The organism is Mucilaginibacter boryungensis, from assembly GCF_015221995.1.
Lineage (GTDB): Bacteria > Bacteroidota > Bacteroidia > Sphingobacteriales > Sphingobacteriaceae > Mucilaginibacter > Mucilaginibacter boryungensis.
In genome coordinates this window covers 2,423,042-2,435,450 of the sequence record NZ_JADFFM010000001.1, presented here as the reverse complement: position 1 = coordinate 2,435,450, position 12,409 = coordinate 2,423,042, and the positions used below count along the sequence as shown (strand labels likewise).

11 protein-coding genes are annotated in these 12,409 nt (G+C 41.7%); 4 read left to right on the top strand and 7 right to left on the bottom strand.

The features are described 5' to 3' along the window. Positions 1-229: 229 nt before the first annotated feature. The 3 genes from secDF to IRJ18_RS10170 all read right to left on the bottom strand — a co-directional run bounded on the left by secDF (position 230) and on the right by IRJ18_RS10170 (position 4,762). Positions 230-3,220, bottom strand: a complete 2,991-nt coding sequence (gene secDF, locus IRJ18_RS10180) for a protein translocase subunit SecDF (protein WP_194106070.1) — start codon at positions 3,218-3,220, stop codon at positions 230-232. Between the two features lie 114 nt (positions 3,221-3,334). Next, positions 3,335-3,817: a dihydrofolate reductase gene (locus IRJ18_RS10175; protein ID WP_194106069.1), complete on the bottom strand. Its 483-nt coding sequence runs from the start codon at positions 3,815-3,817 to the stop codon at positions 3,335-3,337. Between the two features lie 123 nt (positions 3,818-3,940). Next, complete coding sequence (locus IRJ18_RS10170; RefSeq protein WP_194106068.1) at positions 3,941-4,762, bottom strand: thymidylate synthase; 822 nt, start codon at positions 4,760-4,762, stop codon at positions 3,941-3,943. 121 nt (positions 4,763-4,883) lie between these two features. On the opposite strand from IRJ18_RS10170, the gene ispE reads away from it, so the two are divergent. Continuing rightward, the gene (ispE, locus tag IRJ18_RS10165) at positions 4,884-5,687 is read left to right on the top strand and encodes a 4-(cytidine 5'-diphospho)-2-C-methyl-D-erythritol kinase (protein WP_194106067.1); all 804 of its coding nucleotides are present in this window, start codon (positions 4,884-4,886) and stop codon (positions 5,685-5,687) included. 110 nt (positions 5,688-5,797) lie between these two features. Here the strand turns inward: ispE and IRJ18_RS10160 are convergent, their stop codons facing one another. The 4 genes from IRJ18_RS10160 to tgt all read right to left on the bottom strand — a co-directional run bounded on the left by IRJ18_RS10160 (position 5,798) and on the right by tgt (position 9,953). Next, the gene (locus IRJ18_RS10160) at positions 5,798-6,109 is read right to left on the bottom strand and encodes a hypothetical protein (protein WP_194106066.1); all 312 of its coding nucleotides are present in this window, start codon (positions 6,107-6,109) and stop codon (positions 5,798-5,800) included. A 714-nt stretch (positions 6,110-6,823) separates the two neighbouring features. Beyond that, on the bottom strand, positions 6,824-7,726 hold the full coding sequence (locus tag IRJ18_RS10155) for a DMT family transporter (RefSeq protein WP_194106065.1): 903 nt from the start codon (positions 7,724-7,726) through the stop codon (positions 6,824-6,826). Then, positions 7,726-8,823, bottom strand: coding sequence for an LptF/LptG family permease (locus IRJ18_RS10150; RefSeq protein WP_194106064.1), 1,098 nt, complete (start codon positions 8,821-8,823; stop codon positions 7,726-7,728). Before IRJ18_RS10150 ends, IRJ18_RS10155 begins: the two co-directional genes overlap by 1 nt. Next, the gene (gene tgt, locus IRJ18_RS10145; protein WP_194106063.1) at positions 8,823-9,953 is read right to left on the bottom strand and encodes a tRNA guanosine(34) transglycosylase Tgt; all 1,131 of its coding nucleotides are present in this window, start codon (positions 9,951-9,953) and stop codon (positions 8,823-8,825) included. The genes IRJ18_RS10150 and tgt overlap by 1 nt, the downstream gene beginning before the upstream one ends. Positions 9,954-10,068: 115 nt before the next feature. Between tgt and IRJ18_RS10140 the strand changes: the two genes are divergently transcribed. Genes IRJ18_RS10140 through rsmG form a run of 3 tightly spaced genes read left to right on the top strand, consistent with a single transcriptional unit; the run spans position 10,069 to position 12,405 of the window. Beyond that, positions 10,069-11,190, top strand: coding sequence for a glycosyltransferase (locus IRJ18_RS10140; RefSeq protein WP_194106062.1), 1,122 nt, complete (start codon positions 10,069-10,071; stop codon positions 11,188-11,190). Further along, complete coding sequence (locus IRJ18_RS10135; RefSeq protein WP_194106061.1) at positions 11,181-11,786, top strand: RNA polymerase sigma factor; 606 nt, start codon at positions 11,181-11,183, stop codon at positions 11,784-11,786. Before IRJ18_RS10140 ends, IRJ18_RS10135 begins: the two co-directional genes overlap by 10 nt. Continuing rightward, a complete protein-coding gene (gene rsmG, locus IRJ18_RS10130; protein ID WP_194106060.1) occupies positions 11,776-12,405 on the top strand; it encodes a 16S rRNA (guanine(527)-N(7))-methyltransferase RsmG in 630 nt (209 codons plus the stop codon). Before IRJ18_RS10135 ends, rsmG begins: the two co-directional genes overlap by 11 nt. Positions 12,406-12,409 lie beyond the last annotated feature (4 nt).

The window sequence follows — 12,409 nt, the reverse complement described above, 5'->3', positions numbered from 1 at the left end:
TTAAGCTTAAAGCTTTTAGATTGATTAAGTTTTAAACAAGCGTCATTGCGAGGTACGAAGCAATCTTTACACCCAAAGGTTAGAATTTAAATCTTCTTCGCGTAGCTTGGAGATTGCTTCGTACCTCGCAATGACGTATAGCGATAGCTTTGTGCCTTTGGCTTTTATGTATAACAAAAAAGGCTCCAAATGTTCTTTGGAGCCTTGAATATTGATAGAAATTACTTTCTTATTTCAAATCTTTTTTACCAAAGTCAATGATAACTGGTGTAGCAACACAAATTGACGAGTAGGTACCAAAGGTAACACCTATCAACAACGCGAACGAGAAGCCGCGCAGTACATCGCCACCGAAGATAAACAGTACTAACAATACGAATATTACAGTTAACGCGGTAATAATGGTACGGCTTAAAGTACTATTAATAGCTTGGTTAATTACCGTTTTCGGATCGTCGGTTTTTGAATGGTGCAGGTTAAGGAACTCACGGATACGGTCGAATACAACCACGGTATCGTTAATTGAATAACCAATTACTGTCAAAATGGCCGCGATGAATTTCTGGTCGATATCCAGCGAGAATGGTAACATATCCTTAAATATCGAGAAGAATGAAAGTACCAGTAAGGCATCATGCGCGGTAGCGATCATCGCACCTAAGCTAAACTGCCATTTGCGGAAACGGATAAGGATATAGCCTGAAATTACGATGATAGCGAAAACTACAGTCCATATAGCCGATGTTTTTAAGTCGTTAGCTATGGTTGGGCCTACTTTTTGCTGACCAATGATATTAAATTTAGGGTTAACGTTAGACATTGCTTTGCGTAAATCGGTCTCCACTTTATTGTCAACAGTTTGCGACTGGTCTTCAATTAAATAATTGGTGGTTACACGTATCTGGTTATCGCTGCCAAAGGTTTTAACCTCGGTTTTACCCTGGCCAAAATCGGCGTCAACCGCATCGCGGATAGCTTGTGTAGAAACAGTTTTGTCAAACCTTACTTCATAAGTACGGCCGCCCTGGAAATCTACACCGTAGTTGAAACCGCGGGTAAACATAGAGATTAAACCTAATAGGATAAACGTACCTGACAAGGCGTAAAACTTGAAACGGTTTTTAACAAACGCGTAATTCGCGTTTTTAAAGGTATGTGAACTCCATGGGTTGCTAAATTTAATATCCCAACCTTTACCCAGCATCCATTCAAATATTAACCTCGAGATCAATAACGAGCAGAACAGGGAAGTAACAATACCGATCATCAGCGTTGTGGCGAAGCCTAAGATAGGGCCCGAACCGAACGAGAATAAAATTAAACCGGTAAGGAAGGTACTGATGTTAGAGTCAAGAATTGAAGGTAAAGCGTGTTTAAAACCATCGGCAACTGCTAAACGGATAGATTTGCCATGCGCCATTTCTTCGCGCACGCGTTCATATATCAGTACGTTGGCATCAACTGCTATACCGAGTATCAGGATAATACCGGCTATACCATCAAGCGTTAACACAGCGCCTAAGCTGGTTAATACACCCATCAGGAAGAATACGTTAACAATTACGGCCACTACCGCAATAGTACCTGCACGGTTGTAGTAAGCAACCATGAATATTAATACCACAACCAAACCGGCAATACTTGAAGCCAAACCGTGGTTGATAGATTCCTGACCTAATGACGGGCCCACCACTTCTTCAGACACAATACGTGCCGGTGCCGGTAAACGGCCTGCTTTCAAAATGTTGGCCAAATCCTTGGTTTCTTCCATAGTGAAGCTACCACTGATAGAGGAGCGGCCGCCAGTGATCTCGTTACTTACACGTGGGGCAGAAACTACGTTATCATCTAACACAATGGCTATAGAACGGTTGTCGGTTTCATCTTTAGGGTTACCTGCGGCAGCAGCAGTTACACGTGCCCAGGTTTGTGCACCTTCGCTGTTCATATCCATGGTAACCTCGTAAGTACCGGTTTGCGGGTTAATGTCCGAGTTGGCATCGGTAATAACACCGCCGGTTAATACCGGGCCATTGGTAGCGCCAGATAATTTGATGGCGTATAATTCAAAAGTTTTGCTTTTTTCTATTGGTTTAATACCCCAAACCAATTTCAGGTTTTGTGGCAATACAGCTTTAACTTCAGGCATAGCCAGATAAGCGTCAACAGCGGCGGTATCTTTTTCTGAAGCATAGCCAACAGTTGGGCCCGGGCGTAATCCTGATGGCTGTCCATTGGCGCCTGATGAATAAGCAGGTGTCATTTTAGCAAATAACGGGTTCTCTGCTTCAGCTTTTAATCTGCCTTTTAACGATGAAGTGTCTTTAGCAGTGCCAGCTTCTTTTTTAACCTTGCTTAATAATGAGCCTGCTGTTTTCGCAGTATCTTTTTTAGCGTCAGGGGTTACAGCAGCAACCGCTTTTGTAGTGTCTTTACCTTTACCCGCAGCTTTATTTTTGGCCGCCAACAGGGTGTTGATATTAGTAAGTAACTGGTAAACCTCCTGGTTTTCGTAAGTCTCGTAAAATTCCAGCTTAGCCGAACCTTGTAACAGTTTACGCACGCGTTCTTTATCGGTTACGCCCGGTAATTCAACCAAAATACGGTTGGTGCCAGTTTGCAGTTGAATATTTGGCTGTGTTACACCAAATTTATCTATACGGGTACGCAAAATGTTGAATGATTGCGTAACAGCGGTATTGGCCTGATCTTTCAGGAAAGATTCAACTTCGCTGTTTGAAGCATCAAACTTAATGTGACCGGCATTTTCTTTTGTGGCGAAAATAGGGGCCAGTTTACCGTTAGGGCTAATCTTTTTATATTCATCCATAAACAGGTTGATATAATTAGCCGGGCTGGTTTTTGCATCAAGGCTGGCATTACTCAGTGCCCTGTTAAAATCAGGATCTGTGTTGTTGTTAGCTAATGTTTTGATCAGGTCGCCTAATGCGATCTGCATTGTAACGTTCATACCACCCTTTAAGTCCAAACCCAGAGCAAGCTCCTTGTTTTTACAGTATTGGTAGGTATGGTTAAATAACGGGTACACTGGCTGGCCTGAAATAGAATCCAGGTAGGCTTTCTTTTTTTGTTCGTTACCCTTTGAATAAACTTCGGCATCTTTCTCAACCTTCTTGGTTACCCAAGTAAACGAGAGCTGGTACAAGCATGAAATAGCCAGTATGATGGCGAAAAATTTAATAACCCCTTTACCTTGCATTGTTATTGTTGTATGTATATATTTAGTTTATAGCCTTTTTAAATAAGACGGCAAATCTAATAAAATTTCGCAACCCAAAAATTTTAAATTAAAACAATTTGATGACAGAAAATGTTAGCGGCGCTGTAGTGTGATAAATGAATAGGGGATGCTATGCTTTTCATCAGTTCCGTGGTCTTCCCTTTCAATTGCCACCCACTCGTTATCATCTATTTGCGGAAAGAAAGCGTCGGCTTCAAATGCCTGGTGTACAATGGTTAAATATATCTTATCCGTTTTGGGCATAGCCAGTTTGTATATCTCGGCGCCGCCAACAATAAATACCTCTTCCTCGCCTTCGCATAAAGCAATGGCCTCATCAACCGAGTTTACTATCTCGCACCCCGGTATTTCTATTTGCTGACGGGTGACCACAATATTGCGGCGGTTAGGCAACGGACGGCCAACTGAGTCGTAAGTTTTACGCCCCATTATCACGGTATGCCCGCTGGTGATCTGCTTAAAATGTTTCAGATCATTGGGCAAATGCCAAAGTAATTGGTTGTTTTTGCCTATGGCATTGTTTTCGGAGATAGCTACTACGGCGGAGATTGTCATAATTGCGAATGTATAAACATCATGTCATTTCGAATGAGGAAGGAGAAATCTTTTACGTGAAGACCGGCTGCGTGCAGAAGATTTCTCCCTACGGTTCGAAATGACAGATGGTGTTGTGTAATATTATACCGCTACCGCTCCCTTAATATGCGGCCATGGATCGTAATTCTCAAGCGTGAAATCTTCAAACCTGAAGGCGAAGATGTCTTTCACATCAGGGTTGATCTTCATTGTAGGCAACGGACGTGGTTCGCGGCTTAGTTGCAGGTTGGCCTGTTCAATATGGTTATTGTACAGATGCGCATCGCCGAATGTGTGGACGAAGTCGCCATAATCCAGATCGCATACCTGGGCCATCATCATGGTTAGCAGCGCATACGAGGCGATGTTGAACGGCACGCCCAAAAATATATCGGCACTGCGCTGGTAAAGCTGGCAGGAAAGTTTACCCTTTGTTTCACCTTTTAGCGGGTTTGCGGGCTCCACATAAAACTGGAATAAGCTGTGGCATGGCGGAAGGGCCATGTGCTCAACATCACCCACATTCCAGGCCGAAACCATAATGCGGCGCGAATCAGGATTGTTTTTCAATTGGTTTACCACCTGGGTGATCTGATCGATATGGCGGCCATCAGGCGTAGGCCACGACCGCCATTGATAACCGTAAACAGGGCCAAGATTGCCATTGGCATCGGCCCACTCATCCCAAATTTTTACACCATTATCCTTAAGGTATTTGATATTGGTGTCACCACTTAAAAACCATATCAATTCATGTATAATAGATTTCAAGTGTAGTTTCTTGGTGGTTACCAGCGGAAAGCCGTCCTTCAGGTTAAAGCGCATCTGGTAGCCAAACACGCTGATGGTGCCGGTGCCGGTACGGTCGTGCTTTTGGGCGCCGTTATCCAGTACGTGGCGCATCAGGTCTAAATATTGTTTCATTTCAATTATTGAATGAGTGAATTATTGAATGAGTAATCAATCAATACCATCTGCAAAGAAAAATAATCTATTTTTGGTATCCTACGGATGTGCAAAAATACAGGCCGTTGTTAAGAGAATTATGATCGCATTTCCAAACGCTAAAATAAATATAGGCTTAAACATCACCAGTCGCCGACCCGACGGTTACCATAACCTGGAAACAGTTTTTTATCCCATCAAGATTTACGATGCGCTGGAAATTATTAAAAGCGATCAGGTGACCTTTAATGCATCTGGCCTGGATATTCCCGGCAAGATAACGGATAACCTGTGCCTGAAAGGGTACGATCTGCTGAAAAAAGACTTCGACCTGCCGCCTGTAGATATTCATCTTCATAAACATATCCCAATAGGTGCGGGGCTGGGCGGTGGCTCGGCCGATGCTGCTTTTTTCATCAAATTACTGAACCAGTATTTTAATTTAGGATTGAGTGCGGAACAGATGCGCGGCTACGCCCGGCAATTGGGCGCGGATTGCGCCTTCTTTATTGAAAGCAAGCCGGTATACGCATTTGGAAAGGGGGATGAGTTTGAGCCCGTGAGTCTCGATCTGTCCACTTATCATTTAGTGCTGGTGATGCCACCTGCACATGTATCCACCGCGGAGGCTTATCGCGGTGTAAGCCCAAAGCCCGCTGAGGGCCCTTTACAGGGCCATATAGGGTTCCCGGTGAAAGAGTGGAAGTATATCATCAAAAATGATTTTGAAGAGTCGGTATTTAAGAACCATCCTGAAATAAGAGGGGTAAAGGCCGCCCTGTATGACGCTGGCGCATTATATGCCAGTATGAGCGGGAGCGGGGCTTCAGTATTTGGCATATTCGCCACACGCCCTGATTTGTCAGTATTGGAGAAAGATAACCAGGTTTTTTATAATATCTAATCAAATCGTCATGCCGAACTTGTTTCGGCATCTCACATGCAAAGTAATCATTCTGTTAACTCATCTTATGGGATGCCGAAACAAATTCGGCATGACGCACATGCGTGGTGCTAATCCTCACTAATATAATCCCTGTCTTCGTCACTTAGTGTATTTTTCTGCGGCTGGTTTAACCCTTCATGAGTATTCTCGTCGCGCTCGTCATAACCGTGACCGTAATCGTTACTAAACTTCTTCACTTTAGGGCGACCAACCAGGTAGCCAATAATAAACGCGGCCAATGCTACCCAAAGCATCATCATTAATTTCGAGGTGTAAAACGAAAAGAACAGCACTTTAAAAGTTACCGGCGCATTGTTTTGCATAATAACAATGGTAAGTAAAATGGTAATGACAATAATAAAGATGGTCTTTAATCTCATAGTAGTTTTTCAGTTTATGGTTTGCCTCTAATATCAGGTTTTAAAATGTCTAATAAAATAAAGAGGGTAGGGTTTTTTATTAACGACTATCAAAGGCCTATCCATGACCCATTTTTAAAATTGAACACCTGAAAATTGGCGCCAATTTTTTAGGTGAGCTGCGCATGTTTGATTTTTAAATGGAGTAGGTGGCAAGCATATTGATTATAAATTTATTTACACTAAGACGTGCTTAAGATTAGCGTTATGAAGTATCTAATGTTTAACTTATACATTATGATATTAATCTACTGTTTATTAGTGATTTATATTTATAAAATATCGGTAAAATCCACGCTTGCTAAATTATTTAGTATATTGCATTAATATCATAGGTATTAATATTAAGTTTTACTTTTAGTTTTTATGTTAATTAATTGATTTTTAATTACTTATTTAAATAAGTTATACGGGGTATGGGTAATTATATACAATAATTACCCACTAGCTTGATCGTACTTAATTTATTGATTACTAAGATGTTAATTAATAATCGTTCTACTTAGTAATTTACTGACAAGTTAACGTGTTTACAATTAATTAAATACACTAAGGCACACTGTAAACTTGACGGATTTTCACATCGTGAAACTATACAACCACTGCAATTGTATACGGATACCAAAAAATAAAGTTGTAAATTATTTGAGGATAGCTCCCCTATTGGGGCGGGGGTTAACGCGATTTATATTGTACAATACGTTTTTGAGCAACCGGAAACAGGAAGATGGTGGACAAAATTATCAGTGCGCCAACCCAAAACCCAAGCTTCATTTTATCGTTCTCGCCAAAGAAAATGAACGACATCAGGATACCATAAACCGGCTCGAGATTGGTAATGAGTGCAACTTTAAAAGCCGATATCTCACGCATTACAGATACCCCTGCAACGTAAGCCAATGAAGTGCAAATGGTTCCCAGTAATACCAGGTAAGCCACATCACTGGTGTGCAAAGCCATGCTTTTAGTAAAACCTGTCGTGGCGAAAATGAAGATAGTGATCCAGCAAAGGGCGCCCATTAATTCGTAAAATGCAATTACCGGGGCGGCAATTACTTTAACCTGCTTAGAGTTTATAATGCCGAAAAGGCTGGCAAAAGCGGCACTTAACAAGCCGAAAATAATACCCTTAGTGTACCGGGTCTCAAATTTAAAAATGATAAGGATGCCGATGATTATAAGGATACCGGCCAGGATCTCCAGTTTGGATATCTTCTTTTTATTGAACAATGGTTCAAAGAAAGCAGTAAACAAAGTCATGGACGAAAGGCATACCAGCGTTACCGGGACAGTGGATGATTTGATGGCCTGGAAGAATAATATCCAGTGGCCGCCCACTAAAGCGCCGGTAAAAAACAACCGTAAAAACGATTGCCTGCTAACCTTGATATCGGTACGGTTAAATTTAAAATAAAGGAATAAGCTGATAAAGGCGATGAGTACACGGTACCATACCAGCGATACTGCAGACACTGAAATAAGCTTACCTAATATACTGGTAAACCCCCATATAAAAACTGTAAAGTGAAGGATGACCAGGTTTTTATTGATACCTGCAGGACTGGAGTGCTCAGGCATTATTTTGGCGCTTTTAAAAGTAAATAGTAGCCCAGTATACCAAACAAAACATTAGGCATAAATACCGTAATAATAGGCGGCATACCCCCTTTAATAGAGAATACAATGGCAAATTTATCAACCACAATATAGGTGAAGCATAAAAATATGCCTATTCCCAAAGGTAAGCCTATACCCCCGCGTACCTTGCGGGATGATATGGATACGCCTATCAGGGTTAATACATACGTAGCAAACGGGTATACAAAACGTCGGTATTCCTCGTATTGCATGTCTATTAAAGCGCCTGTGCCGCGTATCTGCTCTTTGATGATATTCTTATGCAGTTCTTTGGTAGATATGGCCATGTACACATTGTCGCGTACTACAAAATCAGTCGGACGCATATCCAGCACGGTATCTTTATTGGCCAGGGTAACCAACTTTTCGTCAAGTCCGTTCACATACCTAACAGTGTAGGTGGGTAATGACCATATATGTTTAACCGAATCGTAATTAATGCGCGGGGCTGTAAGTTTTTCACGTAGCTCATCGCCGTTAAATTTTTCAAGTATAAAATTAAAACCGGCGTGAGTAACCTCATCATACGATTGCAGGTATACGAAAGTATTCTTATCCAGCTGGATATGTGTTTCGCTGCGAGTTGGGTCAACATCGTTAAAATAAGTATTCTCGAAGGTGTTTTTTAACCTGTTGGTATAAGGGATAAGGAAAACGTTGGCAAAAAACGAAATAATAAATACGATGGTTGATGAAATGAAATATGGACGTAAATAACGGTTAAAACTAACTTTGCCGCTTAGTATAGGCACCACTTCGGTTTGATTGGCCATTTTTGCCGTGAAAAATATTACCGCTAAGAAATTAATAAGCGGCGATAGCATGTTCAGGTAAAAAGGTACGAAGCCCGCATAGTACTGAAAAACGATATCATGAATAGGGGCCTTGCCTTTTAAAAAATTATCCAGCCTTTCAGATATATCAAACACTACGGTTATCACCACAAAAATACCCAGGGTAAAAGCAAACGTGCCCAGGTATTTCCCTATGATATACCTGTCAATAACCTTGAAGTGTTTCTTAAAAAAGGATGTCATTATAATCTCTGCCCTAAGCGGTTAACCATTGTTTTCTTCCATTCGTAAAACTCGCCGCTGATAATTTTTTCGCGGGCCTGTTTAACCAGCCACAAGTAAAAATGCAGGTTATGTAAACTGGCTATCTGTGCACCCAAAATCTCGCCCGATGCCACTAAATGGCGCAGGTAAGCTTTGGTATGCTGTGTATCTACCCACAAATCACTATCCGCCTCAATAGGCGAAAAATCATTCTTCCATTTCTCGTTACGGATATTAATAATGCCATCGCGGGTAAAAAGCATGCCGTTGCGGGCATTGCGGGTAGGCATTACACAATCAAACATATCAATTCCCAACGCAATATTCTCTAATATATTTACCGGTGTACCCACGCCCATTAAATAACGTGGTTTTTGCTGCGGTAATATATCGCATACAATTTCTGTCATGGCATACATTTCTTCGGCTGGTTCGCCAACAGAAAGACCGCCTATGGCATTGCCTTCCCGCTCAAAAGAAGCAATTACTTCGGCTGATTTTATGCGCAGGTCTTTATAAACCGAACCCTGCACAATAGGGAACAGGGTTTGGCTGTAACCGTACTTAGGTTCTGTACTGTCAAAACGGTCGCAGCATCGTTTAAGCCAGCGGTGCGTCATCTCAATAGAGCGGCGGGCATAGTGGTATTCGCAGGGGTAAGGCGTACATTCATCAAAGGCCATAATAATATCGGCACCAATGGTACGCTGCGTATCCATTACGTTTTCCGGCGTGAATAAATGTTTCGATCCATCTATGTGCGAACGAAATGTTACGCCTTCTTCTTTTATCTTCCTGACATCGGTTAACGAATATACCTGGTAACCCCCGCTATCTGTTAAAATAGGCCTATCCCAACCATTAAACTTATGTAAGCCACCGGCTTGTTCAATGGTATTTAAACCAGGTCTTAAATATAAATGGTACGTATTCCCCAGGATGATCTGTGCTTCAATGTCCTGCATAAGCTCGCGCTGATGAACGGCTTTAACTGTTCCAGCCGTGCCTACAGGCATGAAAATAGGAGTTTGTATAGTGCCGTGATCGGTTTCGATCTCGCCGGCGCGTGCTTTGGAAGACTTGTCCTGTGCTGTTAAAGTAAATTTCATTATCGGACGGCAAAATTAGCAAATAAAGCGCTTTGTTTAACTAAACATTATTTACATATATTGTAAGGTAAATTCAAGCATTTTTAACAATTTTGCACGTTCACTTAACTCAGTATTGGAAACTTATATACACCTCGCGCTATTTATCGTTTTTCAGCTATGCTTTATTCTCCAGTTATATTTTTTAATTGCGAAATACAGCAAGCTTGCCGGCTATAAAATACCACCGCGCGATGAGGCGGGCGATTCTATCCCTGTATCAGTAGTTATCGCGGCGCGCAACGAGGCTCAAAATCTAAGCCAGTTTTTACCATCCATTTTATCGCAGGATTATCCCGATTTTGAAGTTGTTGTAATTAACGATTGTTCATCTGACGGTTCAGACATTATCCTGATGGAAATGCAAAACAGTTACCCGCGGTTAAAAGTGGTGACCATTACAGAACATGACCGGTTTAAAACAGGAAAAAAATTTGCTTTAACACTTGGGATAAAAGCAGCTGCAAATGAGCATCTTTTATTCACCGATGCGGACTGTGTACCATCAAGCGACCAGTGGATACGGTTAATGACAAGAAATTTTACTGCCGAAACCGAACTTATACTGGGGTATTCTCCGTATAAGCGTGAAGGCGGGTTAATGAATACTTTTATCCGTTTTGAAACACTAAAAACCGGGATGAACTATTTATCGGCGGCCTTAACCCATGATGCTTATATGGGGATTGGCCGCAATATGGCTTATACCAAAACCTTGTTCTTTAAATCAAAAGGGTTTGCATCGCACATGCACGTATTATCCGGCGATGACGATTTGTTTGTGAACCAAAACGCTACTTCAACTAACGTGCGGATAGAGATTGATAAGGAAGCATTTACCTATAGCCAGGCTAAAACCACATTATCAGGCTGGTACCGTCAGAAAAAACGCCACATGGGGGTGGGGAAGTTGTATAGAAACCGGCACAGGCGTATGCTTACCGTTGATGCACTGAGCGGCTTTTTTTACTATGTATTGCTGATCATATCACTCATTTTTAACATTGAACCATTGCTGGCATTAGGTTTGTTCGTATTACGTTTAGGGCTGCAGCTGTTTTTTTATACCAGCATATTTAAAAAGTTAAAGGCTAAAGACTTGCTGCTATACCTGCCGTTTTTAGACCTGTTATATTATTTTTATTTAAACATATTTGGCCTTATTGGGACCTTTATTAAAACTACCCAATGGAAGTAAACAACAATTTCACCGAGAATGCAAAGAATGATTTCCAGCTGGTGCAAAAGGCCATGAATGGGGATCAGCGAGCCTATGCCGATTTGATGCACCGGTATAAGGATGCTATTTACTTTATGGCACTTAAAATGGTGAATAATAAAGAGGACGCTATGGACCTTACTGTTGAAACCTTTGGCAAGGCCTTTGAAAAATTAGATAAATACCAGCCAAGCCATGCTTTTAGTACCTGGCTGTTTAGGGTAGCTACCAATAATTGCATCGATTTTATTCGTAAAAAGAAACTGAACACCATGTCGCTAAATGGTTTGATGGACGATGACGGCGAGGAGCGTACGCTACAAATAGCTGCTGATGTTTTAAACCCTGAAGAAAGCTGGATAAAAAATCAGCAAACACAGGAGCTAAAATCGCTGATTGATAGTTTGCCGCCGCGTTATCGCAGGTTAATTACCTTGCGGTATTTCGATGAACTATCGTACGAGGAAATAGCCCAACAGCTTGATTTGCCTATAGGGACAGTAAAAGGCCAGTTGTTTAAAGCCCGCTATCTACTGGGCAGTATTGTTAGCCACATCAATAAAGATGAGATCTGATACCCTGATTCAAAAATACTTTCCCGAACTATCCGAACAACAATTGCAGCAATACGGGCAATTACCTGCCCTGTACCAGCATTGGAACGATCAGATCAATGTGGTATCCCGCAAAGATATTGAATTGCTGCCTGAGCGCCACGTACTGCATTCGCTGGGGATTGCCAAAGTGATGCGTTTTTTACCCGGCGAACGTGTAATGGACGTAGGCACTGGGGGCGGTTTTCCGGGCATACCGTTGGCTATCATGTTTCCTGAGACGCAATTCCACCTGGTTGATTCCATTGGTAAAAAGATAAAAGTAGTGCAGGAGGTTGCAAAAGCTTTAGGCCTGAATAATGTAACCGCTACACATGAGCGTGCCGAAAACATCCCCGGTAAATTTGATTTTGTAGTATCGCGCGCGGTTACCCAACTTAAAGATTTTTATCCGTGGGTGAGAGGTAAGTTCAATAAAGATTCAAAAAATACGCTGTCCAATGGTATCCTATACCTAAAAGGGGGCGATCTTACACAGGAAATAAAGGATTCTAATTTAGTAGCTAAGCAGTATTATTTAAAGGATTACTTTACCGAAGAGTTTTTTGAAACCAAGCAGGTGATATATGTTAAAGGTTAGGCGC

Excerpts from the sequence above, each read along its gene's own strand:
- IRJ18_RS10150 (WP_194106064.1), bottom strand. The coding sequence starts at position 8,823 with ATGACATCCTTTTTTAAGAAACACTTCAAGGTTATTGACAGGTATATC.
- IRJ18_RS10160 (WP_194106066.1), bottom strand. The coding sequence starts at position 6,109 with ATGAGATTAAAGACCATCTTTATTATTGTCATTACCATTTTACTTACC.
- ispE (WP_194106067.1), top strand. The coding sequence starts at position 4,884 with ATGATCGCATTTCCAAACGCTAAAATAAATATAGGCTTAAACATCACC.
- rsmG (WP_194106060.1), top strand. The coding sequence starts at position 11,776 with ATGAGATCTGATACCCTGATTCAAAAATACTTTCCCGAACTATCCGAA.
- IRJ18_RS10170 (WP_194106068.1), bottom strand. The coding sequence starts at position 4,762 with ATGAAACAATATTTAGACCTGATGCGCCACGTACTGGATAACGGCGCC.
- IRJ18_RS10135 (WP_194106061.1), top strand. The coding sequence starts at position 11,181 with ATGGAAGTAAACAACAATTTCACCGAGAATGCAAAGAATGATTTCCAG.
- tgt (WP_194106063.1), bottom strand. The coding sequence starts at position 9,953 with ATGAAATTTACTTTAACAGCACAGGACAAGTCTTCCAAAGCACGCGCC.
- secDF (WP_194106070.1), bottom strand. The coding sequence starts at position 3,220 with ATGCAAGGTAAAGGGGTTATTAAATTTTTCGCCATCATACTGGCTATT.
- IRJ18_RS10155 (WP_194106065.1), bottom strand. The coding sequence starts at position 7,726 with ATGCCTGAGCACTCCAGTCCTGCAGGTATCAATAAAAACCTGGTCATC.
- IRJ18_RS10175 (WP_194106069.1), bottom strand. The coding sequence starts at position 3,817 with ATGACAATCTCCGCCGTAGTAGCTATCTCCGAAAACAATGCCATAGGC.